This window comes from Maridesulfovibrio sp., assembly GCF_963677005.1.
Lineage (GTDB): Bacteria > Desulfobacterota > Desulfovibrionia > Desulfovibrionales > Desulfovibrionaceae > Maridesulfovibrio.
This window is the reverse complement of sequence record NZ_OY781616.1, coordinates 2,689,704-2,712,894: the sequence shown is the minus strand read 5'-3', so window position 1 is coordinate 2,712,894 and position 23,191 is coordinate 2,689,704. Positions and strand designations below refer to the sequence as shown.

General features: G+C 53.1%; 21 protein-coding genes. 7 read left to right on the top strand and 14 right to left on the bottom strand.

Annotated elements, in window-relative coordinates; translation table 11 throughout:
• The first annotated feature begins 109 nt into the window (after positions 1-109).
• A complete protein-coding gene (dinB, locus tag ACKU4E_RS11990; protein ID WP_320172635.1) occupies positions 110-1,288 on the top strand; it encodes a DNA polymerase IV in 1,179 nt (392 codons plus the stop codon).
• A complete protein-coding gene (gene cbiD / locus ACKU4E_RS11985; RefSeq protein ID WP_320171310.1) occupies positions 1,272-2,378 on the top strand; it encodes a cobalt-precorrin-5B (C(1))-methyltransferase CbiD in 1,107 nt (368 codons plus the stop codon). The genes dinB and cbiD overlap by 17 nt, the downstream gene beginning before the upstream one ends.
• Here the strand turns inward: cbiD and ACKU4E_RS11980 are convergent.
• Both ACKU4E_RS11980 and ACKU4E_RS11975 read right to left on the bottom strand, forming a co-directional pair.
• Positions 2,375-4,327 carry a FapA family protein gene (locus tag ACKU4E_RS11980; protein ID WP_320171309.1) on the bottom strand — a complete coding sequence of 651 codons (1,953 nt, stop codon included), beginning with the start codon at positions 4,325-4,327 and terminating at the stop codon, positions 2,375-2,377. The genes cbiD and ACKU4E_RS11980 overlap by 4 nt on opposite strands.
• A 157-nt stretch (positions 4,328-4,484) precedes the next feature.
• A complete protein-coding gene (locus ACKU4E_RS11975; RefSeq protein WP_320171308.1) occupies positions 4,485-5,729 on the bottom strand; it encodes a BPL-N domain-containing protein in 1,245 nt (414 codons plus the stop codon).
• 228 nt (positions 5,730-5,957) lie between these two features.
• Between ACKU4E_RS11975 and ACKU4E_RS11970 the strand changes: the two genes are divergently transcribed.
• From ACKU4E_RS11970 to purN, 3 genes are all read left to right on the top strand, one after another.
• Entirely contained in the window at positions 5,958-8,612 is a 2,655-nt protein-coding gene (locus tag ACKU4E_RS11970; RefSeq protein ID WP_320171307.1) for a valine--tRNA ligase, read from the top strand.
• 362 nt (positions 8,613-8,974) lie between these two features.
• Positions 8,975-10,495, top strand: coding sequence for a uroporphyrinogen-III C-methyltransferase (gene cobA / locus ACKU4E_RS11965; RefSeq protein WP_320171306.1), 1,521 nt, complete (start codon positions 8,975-8,977; stop codon positions 10,493-10,495).
• A gap of 320 nt (positions 10,496-10,815) precedes the next feature.
• Positions 10,816-11,490 carry a phosphoribosylglycinamide formyltransferase gene (purN, locus tag ACKU4E_RS11960; RefSeq protein WP_320171305.1) on the top strand — a complete coding sequence of 225 codons (675 nt, stop codon included), beginning with the start codon at positions 10,816-10,818 and terminating at the stop codon, positions 11,488-11,490.
• Between the two features lie 202 nt (positions 11,491-11,692).
• Here purN and ACKU4E_RS11955 read toward each other — a convergent pair whose 3' ends face one another.
• From ACKU4E_RS11955 to ACKU4E_RS11930, 6 genes are all read right to left on the bottom strand, one after another.
• Entirely contained in the window at positions 11,693-13,792 is a 2,100-nt protein-coding gene (locus ACKU4E_RS11955) for a FecR domain-containing protein (protein ID WP_320171304.1), read from the bottom strand.
• A 362-nt stretch (positions 13,793-14,154) separates the two neighbouring features.
• Positions 14,155-15,063 carry a phosphotransferase gene (locus ACKU4E_RS11950; protein WP_320171303.1) on the bottom strand — a complete coding sequence of 303 codons (909 nt, stop codon included), beginning with the start codon at positions 15,061-15,063 and terminating at the stop codon, positions 14,155-14,157.
• 41 nt (positions 15,064-15,104) lie between these two features.
• Positions 15,105-15,662, bottom strand: coding sequence for an AmmeMemoRadiSam system protein A (gene amrA / locus ACKU4E_RS11945; protein WP_320171302.1), 558 nt, complete (start codon positions 15,660-15,662; stop codon positions 15,105-15,107).
• A gap of 4 nt (positions 15,663-15,666) precedes the next feature.
• Positions 15,667-15,915 carry a cysteine-rich small domain-containing protein gene (locus ACKU4E_RS11940; RefSeq protein WP_320171301.1) on the bottom strand — a complete coding sequence of 83 codons (249 nt, stop codon included), beginning with the start codon at positions 15,913-15,915 and terminating at the stop codon, positions 15,667-15,669.
• Between the two features lie 3 nt (positions 15,916-15,918).
• Positions 15,919-18,048, bottom strand: a complete 2,130-nt coding sequence (locus tag ACKU4E_RS11935; RefSeq protein ID WP_320171300.1) for a SpoIIE family protein phosphatase — start codon at positions 18,046-18,048, stop codon at positions 15,919-15,921.
• A gap of 6 nt (positions 18,049-18,054) precedes the next feature.
• Complete coding sequence (locus ACKU4E_RS11930) at positions 18,055-18,348, bottom strand: DUF4389 domain-containing protein (RefSeq protein WP_320171299.1); 294 nt, start codon at positions 18,346-18,348, stop codon at positions 18,055-18,057.
• Positions 18,349-18,579: 231 nt separating this feature from the next.
• On the opposite strand from ACKU4E_RS11930, the gene ACKU4E_RS11925 reads away from it, so the two are divergent.
• Positions 18,580-18,876 (top strand): hypothetical protein, encoded by a 297-nt coding sequence (locus tag ACKU4E_RS11925; protein ID WP_320171298.1) that lies wholly within the window; start codon positions 18,580-18,582, stop codon positions 18,874-18,876.
• On the opposite strand, the gene ACKU4E_RS11920 is transcribed toward ACKU4E_RS11925, so the two are convergent.
• The 4 genes from ACKU4E_RS11920 to ACKU4E_RS11905 form a co-directional block, all read right to left on the bottom strand.
• Positions 18,863-19,258, bottom strand: a complete 396-nt coding sequence (locus ACKU4E_RS11920) for a secondary thiamine-phosphate synthase enzyme YjbQ (RefSeq protein WP_320171297.1) — start codon at positions 19,256-19,258, stop codon at positions 18,863-18,865. The two genes, ACKU4E_RS11925 and ACKU4E_RS11920, sit on opposite strands and share 14 nt — an antisense overlap.
• Before the next feature lie 43 nt (positions 19,259-19,301).
• The gene (locus ACKU4E_RS11915) at positions 19,302-20,669 is read right to left on the bottom strand and encodes a cobyrinate a,c-diamide synthase (RefSeq protein ID WP_320171296.1); all 1,368 of its coding nucleotides are present in this window, start codon (positions 20,667-20,669) and stop codon (positions 19,302-19,304) included.
• A gap of 27 nt (positions 20,670-20,696) precedes the next feature.
• The gene (locus ACKU4E_RS11910) at positions 20,697-21,440 is read right to left on the bottom strand and encodes a tetratricopeptide repeat protein (protein WP_320171295.1); all 744 of its coding nucleotides are present in this window, start codon (positions 21,438-21,440) and stop codon (positions 20,697-20,699) included.
• A gap of 81 nt (positions 21,441-21,521) precedes the next feature.
• Positions 21,522-22,262: an RNA methyltransferase gene (locus ACKU4E_RS11905; protein WP_320171294.1), complete on the bottom strand. Its 741-nt coding sequence runs from the start codon at positions 22,260-22,262 to the stop codon at positions 21,522-21,524.
• Between the two features lie 192 nt (positions 22,263-22,454).
• Between ACKU4E_RS11905 and ACKU4E_RS11900 the strand changes: the two genes are divergently transcribed.
• Positions 22,455-22,643 (top strand): hypothetical protein, encoded by a 189-nt coding sequence (locus ACKU4E_RS11900; protein ID WP_320171293.1) that lies wholly within the window; start codon positions 22,455-22,457, stop codon positions 22,641-22,643.
• Between the two features lie 75 nt (positions 22,644-22,718).
• On the opposite strand, the gene ACKU4E_RS11895 is transcribed toward ACKU4E_RS11900, so the two are convergent.
• A complete protein-coding gene (locus ACKU4E_RS11895) occupies positions 22,719-22,898 on the bottom strand; it encodes a hypothetical protein (protein ID WP_320171292.1) in 180 nt (59 codons plus the stop codon).
• 38 nt (positions 22,899-22,936) lie between these two features.
• Positions 22,937-23,101, bottom strand: a complete 165-nt coding sequence (locus ACKU4E_RS11890; RefSeq protein WP_320171291.1) for a hypothetical protein — start codon at positions 23,099-23,101, stop codon at positions 22,937-22,939.
• Positions 23,102-23,191 lie beyond the last annotated feature (90 nt).

Below are 23,191 nucleotides of genomic sequence, written 5' to 3'. Positions count from 1 at the left end.
CTTTTTTATATGGCTTCGCCGTTACATCTCACAAAATGTCGTTGTGATTAGATGAGCGTTTCAACTTTGACAAGTTGTTTTAAGGTCATTTTTGATGGCACGTGATCCTATGCAGAAGTACATAATGCACATAGACATGGATGCCTTTTTCGCATCCGTGGAACAGCTGGATAACCCGGAACTGCGGGGAAAGCCGGTGGGGGTGGGTTCGCTGCACAAAAGGGCGGTGTTAAGCGCTGCTTCCTACGAGGCCCGGAAATTCGGTGTGCGCTCTGCAATGCCTGTCCATCAGGCTCTCAAGCTATGTCCCGGCCTGCAGGTCGTGTCCGGCAGCAGGGAGCGCTACAAGGAAATCTCCCGGCAGGTCATGGCCGTGCTGGGCAATTATTCCCCGGTGGTGGAGCAGGCCTCCATTGATGAAGCCTATCTGGACATTACCGGCACGGAAAAGCTGTTCGGTCCGCCGCTTGAACTGGCCCGATCGGTCAAAAGGGATATTCTGGCTGCTACCGGGCTTACCGCTTCCGTAGGCATTGCCCCGGTGAAGTTTCTGGCCAAGATCGCCTCCGATCTTGATAAGCCGGACGGAATATCCATAATCGAGGCCGGGCAGGTTCAGGAATTTCTTAAAACGCTGCCTGTGGAGAAAATTCCCGGAGTCGGTAAAAAGGGACTGCCCCGGCTCAGATCTTTCGGAATAAGGTTTGCTGCAGACCTGCGCCGCTATCCGGCTGCGTTCTGGAAAGAGCGGTTCGGCGAGAGAGGGCTGGTGCTTCATGAAAAGGGTGCCGGAATTGATCCCACCCCGGTCACCGTGGGCAGCCCCATGAAATCTTCAAGCGCGGAAAATACGTTCGGCGAGGATGTTTCCGATCCTCATGTGCTTAAAACCCTTTTGCTCAAGCAGTCCGAGCGCATCGCTGCCGACATCAGGAAACACGGCCTCAAGGGGCGCACGGTAACGCTCAAGATCAAGTTTCCGGATTTCAGGCAGATTACCCGCAGCCGGACATTGGAAAATCGTACCTCCAATTCCGGGGTTATTTTCAGGACCGGATGCGAACTGCTGGACGGCGAAGGGGTTCTCGGTCCGGTGCGGTTGATCGGCATAGGAATTTCAAATTTCGGTGAGCGGGTCCGTCAGCTTTCACTGCTGGACGATGAGCATGGCCGTGAAGACAGTGAACGGCTGGACCGTCTGGACAAGGCTGTGGATCAGGTCCGCCTGAAATTCGGACGTAATATTCTCACCCGCGGGCGGTTGCTGGAAGATGAGCGCAAGGACTGAAAACCTGCGGGAAGGGTTCACAACCGGCTCGTCTGCAACAGCCGCCGCCATGGCCGCCCTGCGGTGCTTGCTGGATGGTACTGTCCTGCATGAGGTAAGTATTCCGCTGCCGGTGAAAGGAACCCTGAACATCCCGGTTGAAAGGGTGGATATTTCCGCTTCCTCTGCGCGGGCCGCAGTGATCAAGGACGGCGGCGATGACCCCGATGCCACCCACGGATATGAAATTCATGCCGTTGTAGAGCTGCATGACGGTCGCGATTTCTCTGTGCAGGTTGAAGGGGGAAAGGGTGTGGGGCGCGTAACCCTGCCCGGACTGCCTGTGCCTGTCGGAGAAGCGGCTATCAACCCTGCCCCGCGCAGGCAGATCATTTCCGGCATCCTGCAGGTTCTTGCCGAGTTCGCTCCGGGCTTCAGGGGAACGGTTTCGGTCCGCATTGAAGTTCCCTGCGGGGAGGAAATTGCCGCTAAGACAATGAACTCGCGTCTCGGAATTCTGGGTGGAATATCAATTCTCGGAACTCAGGGGATTGTCCGTCCATACAGCAATGCATCGTGGAAGGCTTCCATTGCCCAGTCGCTGAGCGTTCTCCGGGCGGCCGGGTACACAGAGGCTGTATTCACCACCGGGCGGCGCAGTGAAAGATTCTATCTGGACAGATTTAGCGGAACCGATCCTGTTCAGGTGGTGCAGGCCGCGGATTTTTTCAGATTTTCCATGCTGCAGGCCAGAGCCAAAAGGGTGAAGCGTGTTTGCTGGGCCGTATTCATCGGAAAGCTGGTTAAACATGCTCAGGGTTTTCCATACACCCATGCAAAAGATTGGGATGTGGATTTTATGCTGCTTTCCGACTGGTGCGCGGATTTGGGATTGCCCCCGGAGCTGGTCCTTGAAGTCAGGACAGCCAACACGGCCCGGCAGGTTTACGAAATGATCCCGGAGGCAGAACGCTCCGGTTTTATTGAAATGCTGCTCTCAAAAGCACGCATGAATGCGAAAGCCTTCGCAGGGAATAATCTTCAGGTTGAATATTGCGTTTTTGATTTCGAAGGTAATCAGTTGAACCGCAGCCCGGAATTCGGCTTTTAAAATTTTACGGCAATGATGGCGCGTTCCTCGGCGTCAAAACGGAACTTGATCCTGTTTATTGTTTTTGCAATCTGGACCGTTTTGCCGCCGATCTTGATCTCCACACCCGGATAGACCCTCCGATGCACACGTATGGAGAGCATTTCGAGGGAGCGGTAGTACTCATCCAGTTCTGCGGCCAGTCTCTTGCGGATTTCCTTGAGCTTGATTTTGGTCTGGCCGCGAAGAATCAGAATCTTTTCCATTTGCGGGCGTTTTGCCTCAGGGGTGGATTCCAGAATGACCTGACTGGGACTTTCGCCTACCGCCTGATTTATTTTCAGCAGTCTTGCCCGCAGTTCGTCTCTTTCCTTGACCAGTTCCCTGTTTACCGGCGGTCTGGACGTGATGCCGACAATTGTCTTCACCCCTATTTCGGAGCCCAGTTCCTTGGCCTCGATTCCGGTTGCGGACATCACCGTCCCGCCCTGAATAATTCCTTTTCCTCCGTGGGCCGTTACAGGGCCTTTGCAATGGATTATGCTGTTGGTGATCTCGTTGGTGATGAGAAGTTCGTCGCCGCATTCAATCCGGGCGTTGGAGGAGAATTGGGCCGTGAGTGTTCCGCCTGCTTTAATGGAACCTTTTCCGGCCATGACCAACCCGCCTTTAACCTCGATGTCTCCTCCGGCAGTGACCTTTGACCCTTCCACGGATTCCTGAACCACGATATGTTCCGGTGCTTCCACCGAAAAACCTTCGCGGATGGAGCCGCTGACATGGACGGACCCCTTTTCAAGACGGATATGCCCGGTGGAATAGTTCACATCTCCCTTGGTCACCAGCACATCGGTGACGGAGATGAGACCTGCCTCAATGTGAACAATACCGGTTGTGGTGGCCGTGTAGGATATGCCGTCATCCAGCGGGGCCACGCCGGGACCCGGACGGATTTCAAGCGGGTTGCCTCCCGGAGGCGGTGTCAGCCTTCCGTATACATCCTCTCCGGCCTTGCCTTCCACCGGCGGATGAATTTTACCGATTACATCACCGGGATTTACCATCGGATGCACACCCCGGTCCTTGAAGTCGATGCGGTCATCTTCGCCGGTTGTGCCTACTGAACCGGTTTTTTCCCTACTTGCGTATTCGAAATAACCGTCCTTGCCCGGAACCGGTTCGGTCCCCTGCACAATGACAGCTTCACAGGCGTGGCTGCTCTCCCGGGCTTTTGTCAAGGCTGTCTGGCAGGCCGCGTGCTGAATCGGCCGGCTTATCCCGAGGTTATCCAGCGCATGTTTGATGCTGCTGATGTCATAGCGCATTCTGTAGCAGTCATGAGGGTAGAACATGGCGCTGACCTGCATGGCGTCCGGGGAAATTCTGATCAGCGAATCCACATAAATTTCGTTGTCTGCGGTCTTTACAATGCCGTAACGCTCGGAAACAAGGGCTCCTGTCTGGGCGTTGTGGGTGCACCCTCCATCCTTTCTGACGTTCAGCGGAACAGGTTTATGGGTGTCTGCGGGCGGGACTTCCTCACCGACCAGATTGAGGCCGGGAGCTGCCGGACCTGCGGGGCTCAACCTGCCGAATTCCATCCCCGGAAGCACCGGGAAAGCAAGGTCGGCATCGGTGATGATCATGCCGTCATGGGCGTTTTGTGGGTAAGTTCCTCGGACAAGCGCGACATTTATGATGCTTTTTCCTTCTTTGGCCCGTTTGAGGGCGAAATTGGCACCGTCCGGGTCAAGTTGCCCTTTGTGACCGGACCTTTCAAGCTCCCGTTCCATAAGCTCAATGGAAATCTGTTCCCCGTCACCCTGTGCCGGGGTATAGGACGAAATAAAGGCTGCCATCTTGTCCGGAGTTGTTTTGAACTCAAGGCTGGCGTCCCGGCTTTGTTCTTTCGGGCCGGAGCTTCTGTGGCGCTTTTCCGCGCCTCTTGCGGGTGTTGTTTTTTTTGTCATCGGATCAATTGTCGGCTTGAGTCCTGGACTGCCATGCTCGTAAAAGGCAAACCGGCACTTATGCGTGCTGGTGTACTTTCAATCCATTTGATGAAACTCTAACCGAGAAATGCCGTATGTTCAAACTAAGTCTGCTGTTATGTGAAGATAAAAGTGACTATATTTCTTTGTCCATCATCCAGACAAGCTCTTCCATCACCGAAAGAAGCTTTGCATATATTCCTCCTGCTCCGGGCGGTGGACCGAAAAGTCCGTTGCGCTGTTCCTGCAGTCCGCGCGGGAAAACAGTATCAGGTTCAAGAGAGCGCATGGTCATGGCAAAGCGTTCGGCCAGCAGGTATCCGGTGACTCCTTTTTCGAAAATATCCATGTAAGTCATGAATTCATCTTTGACTGAGTTCCAGAACTGCATGGACTCGCTGCCAGGTTCGGTGGAAATAACTTTGCATACAAGAGCGAACAGGCTGTTCAGGGCCGCTCCGGGTATTCCCCGCCTCCAGCCGAGCAGCCAGGGGTTGCGCCAGAAGAGGAGGAAGTGCCCCTGTCCGGTGGCGATGATTTTTTCAAGGGAGTTGCGCACGGACAGAAGTTCCGGTTCATTCCATTGTACCGGGGTGGTTGCCAGTTCCCATGCGGGCAGGGCAGGGCGCTTGGTCGTTCCGTTTTCAAGCAGGGTGTCCAGTATGTGTGAAAGCCACGCATTGGCCTGCGGTGAGGCCGGGGTCTCCAGATGCGGGTAGCTCAGGATGAATCTGCCCTTGCCCGATGCCCCGGTCACAATGGCCGGGCGGTCATGCAGGAAATCCGGGAGCAGATTTATTCCGTACATGTTTTCCCAGTCGGAAAGGGTCCCTTCGGGCAGTCCGCCCACGCAGAGGTCCGCCACCCAGAAATCATGTCCGGGTTCGCGATATCTTCCAAGCGTAGTGGTGGAGTCGCAGTGCTGCGGGGAAAACTGACCGGGCCACCAGACCGGAACCAGAGCCGTATCACCCAGACTTTCCGGGACCAGCGGGTTGCCGACATCCAGTTTAAGATTGATGTGTCCGCTCAGAAAATGATGCAGCCTGTTCTCGAAGCCCTTTCGTTCCCAGCAGCTCAGGCCGAGTCCTCCCGCTCCTGAAAGTCCCAGTCCTGCGCCGCCGCAGAATCCCAGGTAGTTGCCGCCCTCTCCCACGTATTTCTGTATGGCCAGGATTCCGGGGCCCCCGAGATGCAGGGCTTTTCCCTTGGCCCAGCCTCCCGGAACGATGAGTGCGGCCGGGGGCTTGCCTGCGAGCAGTCCCTGCGCTATTTGATGCCCACGCACCAGTTCATGGTCGATGTTCCATGCTTCAAGGGCTCTTTTTATCAGAAGTCCCCAGATGTGGGAGTCGTCCCATAGTATATAGATACTTGACATGATCGTGTCTCTTTATAAGTGTGTGTAACGCAAGTTGACGAGGCGGGAGCTTCGCTTTGGACCCGGTTCTTTTGATACACGGAAAAAAACGGTCCGGCAAAGCACATCTTTTCAAAAAACATTATAATGAAACAAACTTAGCAGATCAAATCCCGAATGGAAATCCCAGGTGGATGTTCCTCCGGTTCAGTTCTGCTCAGGAATTTATATCAAGACAGGAGTTCTCATATGGCGGAATCCAGCCTGCCCAAAGGATATGAACCCGGAGACGTTGAAAAAAAATGGCTCGAATACTGGGAAGAAAACAAGACCTTCACTCCGGACCCCGAAGCTGACGGTGATCCTTTTTCCATTGTAATCCCCCCACCGAACGTAACCGGTGTTCTGCATATCGGGCATGCCTTGAACCTTACTCTGCAGGACATTCTCTGCCGTTTTCAGCGTCAGCAGGGACGCAATGTGCTGTGGGTTCCAGGCACCGACCACGCAGGTATCGCCACCCAGAACGTGGTTGAGCGCCAGCTCAAGACGGAAGGCAAAACCCGTGACGACCTCGGGCGCGAGAAATTCATCGAGCGGGTCTGGGAATGGAAGACAGAAAAGGGCGACCATATCCTCAGCCAGATTCGTCGCATGGGCGCATCGGTGGACTGGACCCGTGAATGTTTCACCTTTGACGAGCAGCGCGCCAAGGCCGTACGTAAAGTTTTTGTGAAGCTTTACGAAGAAGGCCTTATCTACAAGGGCAACTACATTATCAACTGGTGCAACCGCTGCCACACCGCCCTTGCCGATGACGAAGTAGAGCATTCTCCCAAGCCCGGCCATTTCTACAACATCAGCTACAAGCTTGCCGACGGTTCCGGGGAACTGATTATTGCCACTACCCGTCCGGAAACCATGCTCGGCGATACCGCCATCTGCGTCAACCCTGAGGATGACCGTTACAAGCACCTGATCGGCAAGACCGCGATTCTGCCCATTGTCGGGCGCGAACTGCCCATCATCGGCGATTCCTACGTAGACATGGAATTCGGTACCGGCGCACTGAAGGTCACCCCCGCTCATGACATGAATGACTGGGAACTCGGCCGCAGGCACAATTTGGAAGTCCTTTCCGTATTTGACGAGGACGGCAACATCAATGAGAACGCCCCTGAAAAGTACCGGGGAATGTACAAGGACGATGTCCGCAAAGTCATTGTCGAGGACCTCAGGGAAGCCGGAAACCTCATTTCCATTGATGATCACGAACATTCCGTAGGCGAATGTTATCGCTGCAAGTCTGTAATCGAGCCCCATGTTTCCGAACAGTGGTTCGTATCCATGAAGCCTCTGGCCGAAAAGGCCCGGGCCGCCGTTCCCGGTGATACTCAGATTTTTCCCGCCAACTGGGAAAAGGTCTATTATGAATGGCTGGACAACATCCGTGACTGGTGTATCTCCCGTCAGATCTGGTGGGGGCACCGTATCCCCGCCTGGACCTGCGAGGAATGCGGCGAACTGATCGTCTCCGAGACCGATCCCGATAAGTGCACCAAGTGCGGCTCTTCCAGACTGGTTCAGGAAGAGGACGTCCTCGATACCTGGTTTTCATCGGCTCTCTGGCCGTTCTCGACCATGGGCTGGCCTGATGAGACCCCGGAACTGGCCAAATATTACCCCACTTCCGTGCTGATCACCGGATTTGATATTCTTTTCTTCTGGGTCGCACGCATGATGATGATGGGGATTCATTTTCAGGGAGAGGTTCCGTTCAAGCATGTTTACATTCATGCCCTTGTGCGTGATGAATTCGGCAAGAAGATGAGCAAGTCCACCGGAAACGTCATCGATCCTCTGGAGATGAGCGACAAGTACGGGACTGACGCCCTGCGTTTCACCCTGACCGCTTTTGCTGCCATGGGTCGTGACATCAAGCTCTCCGAAGCGAGAATTGAAGGGTACCGCCATTTTGTAAACAAGATCTGGAACTCGGCCCGCTTTGCACTGATGAACCTTGACGGCAAAAAGCCTGAAGCTTCGCTTGATGATGCTCAGGGACTGGCCAACAAGTGGATTCTGCACCGCCTTGAGGAACTGAAGGATTCCATCCGTGAAGCAGTGGACGGCTACCGTTTCAATGAATTTGCTCAGGTCATGTACAAGTTCATCTGGAATGAATTCTGCGACTGGTATCTGGAAATGATCAAGCCGGACCTTTACGGCGAGGACGAGGCACGCAAGGCAGCAACCCTGAACGTGCTCTGGACGGTGCTTTCCGAGACTATGGTCCTGCTGCATCCTGTAATGCCTTTCGTCACTCAGGAAGTCTGGTCCGTCCTGCCCGGAATCGGGAACCCGGACATTGCCACCGAGCCCTTCCCCGAAAAGCGCGATGCCTGCCGGGATGATAAGGCTGTCGAGCAAATGGAACTCTTTCAGGGAATTGTTTCCGCTGTGCGCAACATCCGCACCGAGCTGCTTATCGCGCCGTCCAAAAAGCTGGAGCTTATTGTACGGACAGCCGACGACATTGCCGAAGCCCTTATCCGGGACAACGTGGAGCTGATCAAGGCCCTTGCCCGTCTGGAAAACGTGACCGCCGGACCGGAAGCAAAAGGCCCCGGAGCATCCGGAACCGCAGTTGTTCAGGGCAGCCAGATATTCGTTCCCCTTGCCGGAGCAGTGGATTTCGAATCCGAACTTGCCCGTCTGGACAAGGAATTCGCCAAGCTGGACAAAGATCTTGTTGTGATAGAAAAGAAGCTTTCCAACAAGGGATTTGTAAGCAATGCTCCTGCCGAAGTCGTTGAAAAGGAAAAGGCCAAACTGGCTGAAATAAACGACAAGAAAGCCAAACTCACCGAGCTTAAAGACAGGCTCGTGAGTGTAATGGAATAAGATATCAGGGCCGGGGAGGACTGACCGCCTCCCCGGTGTAATTAGGCATTTAAAAAATTGGATTTGATGCGCTTCGCACTTTTGATAATTTGATTTCGTCTCCGACGGCCAAAGGGGATAATCCATCGCTGCTCTCCACATCCCTAAGACTCGAAGCAAAGCTTCTCGCCTAAGGGTTGATGGGCCTTTGGAAACCCTGATAGTTTAAGGCTGATGATTAGTCATTTAAGTGGCAAAGCCCTGTTAAAAAAGTTTGGGATTCTCAAACCCTTTTCAAAGGGTTTGAGGCCCCCGGCAGGGTCGCCGAAGGCCATTTACATCTGGCCGGTACAATAAAGGCACACAAAGAGAGGGTGAAATATATGGGTAAGGGTTTGGTTTATTTAATCGGCGCAGGTCCCGGCGATCCCGGCCTGCTCACTGTCAAGGCCAGGGAAGTGCTGGAAACCGCTGATGTGCTCATCTACGACTATCTGGCCAACGCTGATTTCCTCAACTATGCCAAGGCCGGAGCCGAAGTGATCTACGTGGGCAAAAAGGGTGGAGACCACACCCTGCCGCAGGACAAGATCAACGAGCTCATTGTTGCCAAAGCCGGGGAAGGCAAGATCATTGCCCGGCTCAAGGGCGGCGATCCCTATGTATTCGGACGCGGCGGCGAAGAGGCCGAGGAACTGGTCGAGGCCGGAATAGACTTTGAAGTCATTCCCGGTATCACCGCCGGTGTTGCCGCTCCCGCCTATGCCGGCATTCCGGTTACCCACCGCGATTTCACCACCTCGGTCTGTTTCATTACCGGGCATGAAGATCCCACCAAGGAAAAAACCGGGCACAACTGGGAAGTTTACGCAAAATCCACCAGTACTCTGGTTTTCTACATGGGCGTAAAGAATCTGCCCATGATCGCGGAAAATCTTATTTCCAACGGGCGTGATCCCGAAACCCCGGTCGCCCTTGTCCGCTGGGGGACCCGCTGCAATCAGGAATCCTTTGTTTCAACCCTTGAAAACGTTGCCGAGGAAGCGGAAAACCGCAAATTCAAGGCCCCGTCCATCATCGTTGTCGGCGGAGTTTGCTCCCTGCACGACAAGCTCGGATGGTTCGAGAAGCGTCCGCTGCTGAATAAGGGCGTGGTTGTCACCCGTGCCCGTGAACAGGCCAGCGGGCTTGTTTCCACCCTCGGTCGTCTCGGAGCCTGCGTCTACGAATTCCCGACCATAAGCATCACCCCGCTGGAAGACTATTCCGCTGTCCGGAAAGAAATCAAGGCCCTTTCCGGCTGGGACTGGCTGATATTCACCTCCGTAAACGGCGTGAAGCACTTTTTCAATCAGCTCGACGAGACCGGTCTTGATGCCCGTGCCTTCGCAGGCCTTGAGATCGCCGCGATCGGCCCCGCAACGGCCGATGCTCTGGTCGCCAAAGGAATCAAACCCGATTTCGTGCCGGAAAAATATGTTGCCGAAGGAGTTGTCTCCGGGCTGCTGGAAAGAGGTATCAAAGGGAAGAAGGTTCTCATTCCCAGAGCAAAGGTTGCCCGCGAAGTGCTGCCGGAAGAGCTTCGCAAGGCCGGGGCCGATGTAACGGTCCTGCCCGTGTATGAGACCGGACTTGCGGATAACGATCCCGGTCCCGTTGCCGATGCCCTCAAGGCCGGTAAGATTCATTACCTGACCTTCACCAGTTCCAGCACGGTGGAAAATTTTTTCAATCTCATTGAGCCGGAGACTTTCCACAAGTACAAGGATGCTGTAAAAATAGCCTGTATAGGCCCGGTAACCACCAGAACCCTTGAAAAGTTCGGCTTTGAGCCGGACATACAGCCGGATGATTACACCATCCCGGCGCTGGTTGATGTTCTGGTGCAGGAAGCTGCAGAATAATTGAAGAGAGGGGCTTTATGCCCCTCTTTCTCTGTGTATTGCGGTGAGGATGTCTCCGACGGCATCTCTGCTCTCAACAGATCGCTAAAACTCAAAGCAAAGCTTTTCGTTAAGCGACTGTAAGGCCTGCCGGGGGCCTAAAACCCTTTGAAAAGGGTTTTAGAATCCCAAACCTTTTTGATAAGGCTTCGCCGCTTTGTATGATAAAACGCCATTTAAAGAAAATAAGCGTTTTAAGTTTTTAATGTATTACGACTGCATTCAACAATAGGTGTAACCTCTTCCTGTCTGGGGAGAGAAATTTTTATGCGGAGCAACAATTGAGTTTACCAGTCGCTGTGCTGATATCCGGTGGGGGGTCCAACCTTCAGTCCATCATTGATAAAACCGAGCAGGGGATTCTTGATGTGGACATAAGGATGGTCCTTTCCAACAGAGCCGGGGCTTACGGTCTTGTGCGGGCCGAAAAGCATGGAATTCCTACGGCGACCTTAAACCATAAGGATTTCGGTTCCCGCGAGGAATTCGATTCCGAAATGGTGCGTATCCTTAAGGACGCCGGTGTCGAAGCCGTGGTCATGGCCGGATTCATGCGCATCATCACTCCTGTTTTTCTGAATGCCTTTCCCGGCAGGGTGATCAACATCCATCCTGCTCTGCTGCCCAGCTTTGCCGGGGTGGACGGTCAGGGAGACGCCGCTGAGTACGGAGTCCGGCTGGCCGGATGCACGGTGCATTTTGTGGACGAAAAAATGGACCACGGGGCGATCATCATCCAGTGTGCTGTACCGGCTTATCCCGGAGAGGATGTGGAGGAACTGCGCAAGAGAATTCTTGTGCAGGAACACCGTGTCCTGCCGCAGGCCATTCAGTGGCTGGCAACGGGAAGGCTTTCCATGCACGGCCGATTCGTCAGGCTTGACGAATCATCAATCCCTGCCGCTCCGGCAGACTGCACTATCCTTGTCAATCCGCCGCTTGAGCAGGGGTTTTAGGCCGGATATCCTTATGAGGTTCAAGTTATATCATCCGTCAGTTTTTCGTTATAAGATTATTGTCTTAGCCCAACAAATTCTTTGATTTAAGTGACAAGTTTAATGTCAACGTAATTAAGTGGATAGGGATTCCAAAGGGTCGCGGACCCTTTGGCCGCCGGAGGCGAGTCAAATAATCAAAAGCGCGAAGCGCATCAAATAATCAGATCACAGCGTCAAATGTGATGTCTGAATCCGTCATGGTTCCGCTTCCCAGCAGTGCTATGAGACTTGCCCCTTCGGGATCTTCGCCGTTGGAATCGTACCACAGATTTCCGCTTGCATCGAAAACGAAATATGGATCGGTGTCCGTGGCCCCGGTGTTGCCGTCAAGGTTGCCGGTGCCGGTATAGCCGCTGTCCACCGTTGCAAAACCTGCGTTGCGGTCAAATGAGGAGGAACTGAACATGAAGTCATCAAAATTGCGCTGGAAGTCCTGAATCACATCTTCTCCTTCCGTGGTGGAGCCGTAGTAGAAGATGTCGTGACCGTTTTCACTGTAGATAGTATCGGTCCCCTGTGATCCTCTCAGGGTGTCGTCTCCTGATCCTCCGTAGATCAGGTCGTTGCCGTAACCGCCAAGGATGGTGTCGGCGCCGTCATAACCATGAATTGTATCATTCCCGCCCGCGCCGTCGATCACGTTGGAACCGTTGCAGCCGTGCAGATTGTCACCACCGCTTCCGCCGATAATGTTTTCAATGTTCAGCACATAATCTTCGCCTTCACTGCCTGATGCTATTTCGGGCAGCAGGGAAACAAATTCGCCGCTGCTGCTGTCCACAACAAGGGTGTCGATTCCATCACCACCGTCCATGGTATCGTCGCCCTGACCTCCGATGATGGTATCGTTTCCATCACCGCCCAGCAGAGTGTCGCTGCCATTGCCTCCGTCCAGAGTATCGTCTCCTTCTCCGCCAAGCAGGGTGTCATTTCCGGGCATTCCTTCCAGAACGTCATTTCCGGCAAGACCGTTGTAATAATCGCCATGGGATGTTCCTTGCCAGGTATCAGCGTCATCTGTTCCGGTAAGCGAAACGGCCGTGTTTTCGTCCAACGTGCTGCTGTCGGTGGGCAGATTATCCGTTTCGGAATCCGGGTTTTCCTGCTGGTCCGTGTCCGTTGCCGTATTCAGAAGCTCAAGGATGTCATCATCGGTACTGTCTGCATCAGTTTCAGTAGTGTCGGTCGAAATATCGGAGTCGGTTGTGTTGAGGATATTCCCAGTCAGATCATCGCTCAGAACCGTGTCCACCAACTGCTGATCAATGCTGTCGGCTATATCGGACAAAAGGTCACCGAAGTCCGAACTGAACAATTCGTTACCGGCCATGTCAACGCCGAGCCCTGCCAGAAGTTCAACTGCGGTGTTCTGAGTTATCAGAATAGGGTCAAGCTCAATATTATCAGTAAAAGCACTCAGTTCATCGCTTTGAAGCCAGGCCATAGCCGTTGCCTGGTCTGCTATCTGTTCCTGAACTGCATCAGCAAAAGCCGCATTCAGATCCATCGGCGCATAACCAGCGCCATCCCCTTCATCAGCCGCCGCCTGATTTGCAGCAGTCAGAGTGTTCTCATCTACTGATTCCGCATCGGAGTTCTGGGGGCCGTTATCACCTTGCGGATCATTGTCCTGCTGCTGTTCATCCTGTTCTATTTCCTGTTCCTGCAAGATGGCTGCGGGGGCAATATCCCGGAAAGTATCAAATTCCTGAGTGGTCATCGGGCGAACACTGCTCATGACTCCGGAACCGGATATCTCGACTATTGACCGGGGGGAGGCAATCTGGCGCAACGATCCGTCAATACCCTGAATCAGTAAGGCCTTGCCGCTACGAATTTCTTCCACACCGTGCTTTTCGCCATTGGGTGAAATCTCGTGAACGGTGATTGTTCCGCGAATGCCTATGGTGGCCAGCGGTGAACCCAGCTTGAATCTTTCCGGATTTGTTTCCGCGATCTTTCCGGTAACCATACGGAAAGTGCCGTGGCCCAGCTTGAAGAAAAGCTCGGACGCTGATTGGTCTGTGTCTTCATAAACGAAGTCGTCGAGCAGGATGGAAGAATCAGACCCTTGGGAAAGCAGTGAATTGTCGGTAAAGCGTACTTCTGCGCTGCTTTCAGGGCCGGTTATCAGTTCCTCGCCGCGGTAGACGGGGGAGCCTGCTTCGATCTGCCGGATGCCGTTTTCTGTTTGGAGAAAGGCATCTCCGGTTGTCGCAAGGACAACCCCGATCTGGGTATGGGTTGATTCGGGAGACATTTGAACCCCCGTTTTATAAGACTACTCCATACCTATATAATAAACATATGTCGTTATATGTAAACAAAGCTTTATTTCTATAATACTTGCAAAAATAGACATAATTAAGGAATAAAAATAGAAATCATGCAGTTGATTAATTGTTTTTATGTTTAAAATATATAGTAAAAATACATTGTATGCGTATTTACTGCAATGTGTTGTAATCTGTTTTGTGCTTGCAACAAAATGTATTTATGGCTTCAGGTGCAGATACGTAGTATCCGCATTCGTGATGGTATGTATTTGTGTCGCGAATAGCTTCGCACGGTAGTCACCTTGTGTTCTGAATTATTCAGATAGCGCAGGCAGGACCGGGAGAATCAACCCATTACCGAAAGCAGCAGTTCCATGAAATCAAGTTCCATCTCGATCATTTCCTGATCTTTTTTGCGCAGCCATTCGGATAGCCATGCAAACCGCAGAGCCGGGATAAAAGCAGGGAGGGATTCGTAACTTTCATCGGCTATGTCCGTCCGGGAGTACAGTCCGTCCATGAAAGCCGGGAGCAGTCCTTCGCCCAGAGCAGCCGGGTTCTCAAAAGCAACGCAGCCGATCATATTGGCCACATCGTATATTTCCGGACGCATGCCGGAGAATTCCCAGTCTATTACAGCGAGGATGCTTTTCCCTTTCCAGAGGATATTGAGCGGATGGAAATCACCGTGGCAGAATGCTTTCGGCAGGGAGGGGAATTGCTCCATCGCGGGGAAGAGGCGAGCGTAGATAGGCTCAAGCCTTGCGGATATCTCCGGCTGATGCTTTGCGACTGTGTCTGCCAATTGGCGGGAATAGTCCAGCAGGCTTGATTCTGTGCCGGATTCACTCATTTTTCTGCCGGATGTGTGCTTGCGCAATTCGGATACGATCCCGGCCAGAGCCGTTCCCCGCTCCCGGTCATATATGAATTCCGGGCGCGGAAGTTCATCTGATTCAACATAGGGCGACAGTTGCCATGGAAACCCCATGACCTCGGCTGTAAATTCACCGTCTGTTGTTTTCCGGTAGGGTAGCAGAAGGTCCATGCCGGAGTCGGTCAGGGTCTGCAGGTTTTCGGCAATGGCCGTCCTGCCCTCCACCTGGGTCCCGGCAATCCGTTCCATGAGCCAGAGCCTGTTGCCGGCGTCTTCTATTACCGAGCGGGAGACAGCCCTTTCCGGGCTGCCGGGAATATTCTTGTCATTATGTCTGGCCAGGGTTTGCAGGCCCCATGGCTCAAGAGGATCGATCATTTCTGTCCAATTTGTTCGAGGTTGGTTTTTCAGGTCATGTTTCAGAAAACTTCCGCTTCAAACCAGAGGATGTTCGTAGCCGGGTCCTGCCATGCGGCAGGTTCCATTCCGGCCTTGCGGCAGGTCTGCGCCAGAAACTGTTTGCGGTCCCATTTCCAATCGACCGCCACCTGCGGCAGAAGCAGCCCGGACTGCATGCCGCGCTGCATAATCAGCCCGTGCCTGCCTATTTCTATTTTCTCCACATCCGTGCAGACGGTTATGGGACTCAGGATGGAGATTTCTATTTCAATTTCCTCAAATTCGGAAAGGATCAGAGCCGGGAAACGCGGGTCTTCAAATGCCGCTGCCCGGGCCATTTTCCAGATGGTCCTGTAGAGCGGGCCGCTGCCCTGAACGTTGCCGATGCAGCCGCGCAGCTCTCCATGCATGGTCAGGGTGACGAATGCTCCGAACTCCTCGCTCAGATGTCTGGTGGGAGGTTCCGGGATTGCCGCATCGGTGTCACCCTTAAGCCTGCTTAAAATACTCAGGCGGACCAGATTCTTGAGGTATTCCTTTTCCTCGCTGGATAGTGCGAAAGAGAAATTATCCGGCATGCTGTCACCTCTGCTTTGCATTATGTTTTTTCAGTTTGTCCAGAATGTAGTCGTAGCCTTCCGGTGTATGCGGAATTCTGCACTGGGTGCAATTTTTAATTCCCCCGGACATTTCATATCTGCCGCCGCAGTCTTCAAGATGATACAGCGGGCAGAAGCAGAACAGGCAGTTGAATTTCCGGTCATCTTTTGTCTTGTGGCAGGGGAAATATCTGCAACTGCTGTTCCGGAAAAAACGATGGCTGTTTTCCATGGGCTACCCGCAGTTTATTCCGGTAATTTTGATTATGACCAGCGTGATGTCGTCTTCCTGTTCCATGCCATCCTGAAATCTGTAAACAGCGGAAATGATTTCCTGCTGAATTTCGGAGGCGGTCCGCTGCGCGTTGGAAAGAATAAGCTTGTCCAGACGTTCTCTGCCGAACATTTCATTCTCGTTATTCCTTGCTTCCCATATGCCGTCTGTCCCTATGAAGATTATGTCACCTTCATTGAGATCTACTTTGAATTCCTTGTAATCGCTTTCCTCGAATATTCCCAGAGCCAGCATATGCTCGCCCATCAGTTCCTTTTGCACCCCGCTGGCCGGGCTGTATATTGTTGCCGGATCATGGCCTGCCCGCACGTAGGTGGCGGAGGTATTGTCCGGGGCAATCTCCATGCAGAAAAGAGTCATGAAGCGTCCCGTGTCCCCGATATCGGCGCAAAGAAGCTTGTTTACTTCACCTATTCTGTTAGCCATGGGAGACTTGTGCATGGATGCGTGCTTAAGGTGTGCACGTCCCGTGGTCATCAGCAGGGCTGCCGAGACTCCGTGCCCGGTAACGTCTCCGAGGAGTACGCCGGTTCCTCCGTTCTCCGGAGGTGTATAGAAGTCGAAGTAATCCCCGCCGGTTTCATCGCAGGAAATACTGGTTCCTGAAATATCCAGCCCTTTGATCTCCGGTGGAATCTCCGGGAGCAGGCTGGTGTGGACTTCGTGAGCCAGTTCAAGAGCCTTGCTGATGCGCAGATGATCCTGCAGCTTGGGCAGCATGGAGTTGAACGCATTGGCCAGTGTTTCGCGTTCATCCCCGGTTTTCACTTCGACATGCGCGGTGAAGTCGCCATGAGCGATCTTTTCTGCTGCACAGGTCATGTCCAGCAGGGGGCGGATGATTCGGCGGCTGCCGAGGAACGCAACCAGCGCTACCGTAAGCAGGGTGAAAAAGGATGCCGTTCCCACGGCCACGTAAAGATTCTGACTGAGCCTCATTGTCTGGGCCGCTGCTGAATCCGGCATACCGGTAATGACTTTTTCCGGCACGATCAATACATAGCTGCCCTGTCCGCGGAAAGGTGCAAATGCCCATACGGAGTCGACACCGTTATACGGCATACGCATGACTCCTGATTTACCTCTGGTCACCGCGTTGATCATTTTATCCAGTTTGTCTTTGTCGTTTGACACAAGATAGCGGATTTCATTGGGGAGCCCAGTGTCCCAGGAAAGATTTTCGGTCCTGTGTCCGGCTTCAGCCCATACGTTCAGCTTGATCTGGCCGTTGGATTCAACCGGGCCCACAACAAACGCCTGTATAGCGCTGGACCATTGGGAGGAGAGGTCCTCCTTGCGCAGCAGTTCGACCAGTTGAATGTCAATAGCCACAACCCCGATAATTTTGCCGTCACGGCTCATGATCGGCTTTGAAAGGGTGTAGACCTGCTGTCCGGTGCTGGCGTCTATGAATTTATCCCAGACTATGGTCCGTTTTTTTACTGCTTCGGTAAACCAGGAACGTTCCCTGGGGGCGTATGAGTCCGGGTAGTTGCCGTGTCCGGGATAGGCCATGAGCAGTCCTGAATTGAGGCAGATGTAAACCCTGTGCAGGGAAGTCCCGGCCTCGCTGAAGAATGATTTCAGATCAGGTTTAAGCAGGTAGAGCCTTGCCAGGTCCTTGCTCTTTTTGAGGTCTTCCTTGTTTTTGGGGTAGTAGAAGACAGGCTCCTCAAGGCTGATTGATGAAGGGGAGCGCTCCCCTTTTTCGCTGATGACGTAATATTGCGCTGAAGGGCCGAAGTCGTCCGGCTGATGTCCTTTGATGTTGAAATCTTCGGCGAAGTAAGCTCTGGGGGTGCCTTCCACCGGATCATTCAGCACGTCCTCAGCTTCCGCTCCGATGGCTTTCAGAGCGAACTCAAGGGAAACAGTCTGTTGCTGGACAAGTTTGGCCGAGTCCATGGCCGATTGATGCATTTCATCGGTCAGGATTTTTATCATGCCGGTACGCAGTTTGTCGGACTGCTTGGTGCCGACTTCCATGATTCCTTCGCGGCTGAAGTACGAAACCACCAGCAGCGGGACTAGGCTGAATGCCAGTAGAAGAATGAATAGTTTTTTTCTCATGCGCCGTTATGAAAAATCTATGTTGGATGACTGTCGTTCACATTCGTTTTCCGCAGGCAGGTCGGAGAACGGGAAAGGTCTGCGGTTGTCGTTCAGCATTGCGTAACGCAGCAGTCTGTATGCGTATGTGCTCAGTCTGTTGCCGAAGTCGCGCAATTGCTCCGAGGGTCTGCCTGCGGCAAGCAGGAAGGCGTACTGGATGAATATTGTGAAGTAGCTCAGCATTCTGGTTAGTTCGAATGCCAGTATGCAGATCATGGTTCTGACGAGTCTTTTCAGGACATCAACTCTTGATATCATTTTCAGCTCCATTCTTTTGCGGAACAGGTCGCATTTTCCTGCTGCGTATGCTATCATGCGTGTAAGCACGTTGTTCAGCTGTTTGTTTTGTTCTTCAGTGTATCTGCTTTATATCCGGACGGCAACGCCGGATTGAAAATTGCAAAGGTGTATGCGGGAGTCCGGGGTGCGCCGGAAAACCGGCGCGTATTTTTGCTCGGTACGGATTCTGATATGTCGGAGGTTCAGCGGATGAATACTGCATTGCTTGAAGAACTGGTCAGGAGAAAGGCCGAACGCCTGCACGTGGCAGGTCTTCCCATTGCGGAAGCCATAGACATGGCGGGAGACGAAATTCTGAATCGCATGGCAGGGTCGGGGCACGGTTCCCGTTTCTGTCTGCGTATGTGGCTGAACGGGGCCAAGAAGCGCATTGCCCCGGAATCCTGTTCCGGGCCGTCCGGTCCGGAGGGTGACAAACAGTTCCCGCTGATTCTGTCCTGCCCGGTGGAGAGCTTTTTCAATAAAGCTGACATCAGCAGGGCATGAATTGCGCCCAGAGTTTTCTGGCCCTCGGCCCGTCGAATTCACAGAAAAAAATATGCTGCCATGTTCCGAGCATGACTTCGCCTCCATCCACGATGAGCATCTGCTCGGGACCGAACAGGCTGGTTTTGATGTGTGCGTCGGAATTGCCTTCCATGTGCCTGTAGTCTCCGTGGTGGGGAATCAGCTTACGCATGTTGACGACAATGTCCCGCACGACATCCGGGTCGGCCCCTTCATTGACCGTTATGGCTCCTGTGGTGTGCGGGCAATAAAGCAGCAGTGCTCCGTTGTTCCATCCGTTTTTGCGGACAAGTGAGCGGACCTGTCCGGTGATGTCCACCATTTCTTCCCGTTCCGAAGTCTTTACTTCAAGAATTTCCATATGTTTTTTTTCCTTGCTGTCGGACGGATTCTTCCGGTCGTTTTTAGCGGGACTCCCGCTCGGCACAGGCTTCGACAAAATTTGCCGCGGCCTGCGGGTTGCTGGCGAAGTGCAGGTGGATATAACTGCCCAGTGTGTTTTCGTTGGCTGTGAAGCCTTCGGCAGAGGTCCTGTTGTTTTTGTCGGTAACAGCAAAGGCGTGCGGACGGTTTTCTTCTACCTCATCTATTGCGGAGTAGTGAAATTCGTGTCCTCGGACGATTGTTCCGGTCGGGCCGAGTATTGTGTCCTGTGAAAGTCTGACTTCGCGGTAACCAAGGGCCTGAAATCTGGATTTCATCGTGCAGCGGAACGGGAATATTCCACACATGGGGAAAAAACGGTCATCCTTGCAGATGGATTCCGTCAGATACATAAACCCGCCGCATTCGGCATAGACCGGGAAACCGTCTGCGGAAAATTCTGCTATGGCCCTGCGCAGTTTTGTGTTCTGGGCGAGGTCGAAGGCGGATAGTTCGGGATAGCCTCCTCCAAGATAAAGCCCGGAAATGTCTTCCGGAAGCTCCTTGTCCTCCACCGGCGAGAAGGGAACCAGTTCCGCTCCGGACTCGCGGAGCAGTCGCAGGTTTTCCTCGTAGTAGAATGAAAAAGCGATATCCTTTGCGTAGCCGATCCTTGTGCGTGGAATCATCGGAACTTCATCAAAGCGCGGCGGAATCGGAATATCCGGAAGATTATCCATGATCAGGTCAAGGTCGAGGTGTTCTTCGACCCAGTCGGCAAGGGATGCGTACCTTGATTCAAGGTCCAGGATGTGTTCCGGGGTGACCAGACCCAGATGGCGTGAAGGTGTGGAAACATCGTCCCGCTGCGGCAGACAGCCCAGCAGGGGAACTTCGGTGAGCGACATTGCTTCGCGCAGGGTCTGCTCGTGGTTCTTGCTGCCTACCCGGTTGAATATGATCCCGGCAATCGCCGTATCCGGGTCGAATCCGCAAAAACCCAGAACCAGCGCTGCGGCCGAGCGGGCCATGGAGCGGGCGTCGACAACCAGAATGACAGGAAGGTTCAGTTCCTTGGAAAGGTGAGCGGTGGAGCCGGTTTCCTCCAAAGCGGAGAAACCGTCGTACAGCCCCATGACGCCTTCCACGATTGCGGCATCGGCGTCTTGGGTGTAGCGGGAGAAAATATCCCGTATTGTATTCCCGTCCAGCATCCACCCGTCAAGATTGTGGCTGATCCTGCCTGCTGCGCGGGTATGATGCTCCGGATCTATGAAGTCCGGGCCGGTCTTGAACGGCTGGACCCGGTATCCTCTGCGGGCCAGCGCCGCCATGAGTCCGAGAGTGACGGACGTCTTTCCGCAGCCGCTTCGGGTGCCTGCAATGATAAATCCTTTGATAGAGTTCATCGCAAACCCATAATATTTTTTGGCCGATCAGCCCAGTTTATTCTTGTCCAGATAGGCGATGAATTTTTTTGCCTCATCGAAATCCGGGTTGGTTTCAAGGCTGGTCTGCAGTTCCTTGCGTGCCTTTCCGTATTCCTTGGCATCAAAATATGCGCGGGCAAGATTGTAGCGCAGGTGTTCATCATTGGGGCTGAGGCTGAGTGCTCTGGCGTAGTATTCCACAGCCTGCGGAATCATTTTCGACTTGCGCAGGTTTATGCCGAACTCGTTGAACATGTGCTTGTGTTCACCGGCAAACGGAGCGTCCATGGCTATAAGCCTTGCAAAAATGTCGTTTGCCCGTTCCTTTTCTCCCCGTTCCATAAGACAGAGACCTACTCCGAAGTTACCGCGTACGTTCAGTTCGTCCACCTTGAGCGCGTTGGTATATTCCATTTCCGCGCTGAAGGAATTGCCCTGTTTACGATAGCGGTCTGCGCGGGCAAGCGTCTTCTGCAGTTCCTTCATATTGGGAAGAACCTGCTTGTGGTACATTTCCGGTTCCGGATTATATTCCTTGAGCAGATCGTCGCGGCTGATTTCTTCCGGGTCGCCGGTGGGCACGAAGTTGTTGTTCAGCGGACGAACCTGGAATAGATCGGCATCGACCTGCTCGACAAAGTAATATCCGACCTGGGCAACACGGCGGGTGGTCGTCCCGGTTCCTACCTTGGCTATTCTCTGGCGGGAGAAAACCCCGTTCAGATCATGTATCTTTCCGTTTTCACTCATCAGTTCTACTCCGCACACAAGAAGTCGTACAACCAGTGTAGCTTTATTTTTCCGGCTTGAGAAGCGTATCCGTTTCAGCGATTATTTGCGGCCGGCCTTTGCGGCAATCCATTTGATCTGGCGACATATTCCCATCAACAGGTTGAATTCATTGCGTTTGATATTGATTCTGGACATGAATCTCCTGACAGGCATCATCCAGTAATCCGGGTTGTCGGACTTGAGAAAGTCTATGGCCAGAAGTGTTTCCTGCAGATTGGCGGCCAGAATTTCCTGCTCTTCAAAAGAGGTGGCGCGTTCTTCGGGCGGTCCGGCCGGGGAATACGGTTTGTCTAAAGCATTTCTAAAACATTCATAGAGTATTATCAATACCGCCTGCGACAGGTTCAGGGAGCTGTTTTCCCTGCTGGTGGGGATGTTGATCAGTCTGGAACAGAGTTGTGTTTCATCGTTGGTCAGTCCCCGATCTTCGGGGCCGAAAACCACGGCAACCTTTTCGCCGTTCCTGAGTTGATCCACAATAAGCGGAGCTGCTGTTGTCGGGGTCATTACTCCTTTACGCCATCCGCCTGTGCGTGCAGTCGTTCCATAAACTCTGGTCTGGTCTTTGAGTGCTTCACCCAGGTCGTCGTACGTGGCGGCTCGTTCCACTATATCGCGGCCCTTGGCTGTTGCCAGCGGAAAAGCCTTGTCCATGTCCCAGGACAGCGGGCTGACCAGAGTCAGGTTGTGACAGCCCATGTTGGTCATGGCCCTTGCCGAGGAACCGACATTTTCCGGAAATTTGGTCCCGAATAATACTATGTTGAGGTTACTAAGCATACCTGCTCCGATGATTTGTTGTTGTCTGTTTGAGTTTTCCGGTTAGGGTCTTAGAAAGAACACCGGCGGTTGTCCAGATATATGTGACTGCATGGAGAATCTGCTGCGAAGTTGCTTTCTGCCGGGCTCGGAATCATGTTTATCGGAAATCGGCTCTTTTCAAAAGGCGGGTTTCGCACGTAGGGTAGGGGTATGAATGAAAATATTTTATCGGAAAAGATGCTTGAACTGGCTCGGGAATGCGGGCTTGGCGAAGACCAACTGCGTGAGCTTCTGGGAAGCGGCGGGGCTATTCCTGAAGACTTGATCTTAATTTTTAAAAAAATAGCTGACAAAACCGTTGAGGTCCTGCCGTCTGATCGTGAAGGGAGCGGGGAATGAATTCTCCCGGCCGCCGTTTATGATTTGCGGGACCGGGAGAGCGGAGGGTCTGTCCGGAGACATTGACGGAACAGGTTATTTTACAGCCGAGGAAGGGATGACTGATCCTTCGGCATCAACTTCTCCCAGCAGTTCAAAGTCCGGGAAGAGGCTGGGGTCAAAAGTAAATGAGTAATAATCCCTGAATCTTATGAGATAGGTCCTCCAGCCGTATTTACGCCGCATGTGAGCCGCTTCTCTTATTGCATCAGCCATTTCAGCTCCTTTATTGTTAAGTTCGTTGCGCTATCAGGTCAGCCCCGGAGCTCTTTGCGGTCAGGATGCTCTTCCATCCGACCTCCGGGAGCAGGCATCGGCGGGTTGCTGCGAGATCCTGTTCCGGATATGCCGAAACCTTTCAGGGTCTTTCTCAGGAATTTTCTTTTGTCGATGGATGAAATGCTTGCTGTCTGGGTCATAAGCGAGCCTCCTTTTAAATGTGATTGCTGAAGATGTTCTTAATGAATATGAAAATCATTTTCAAGTAAAAACTGCCGGATTTGTCTTAA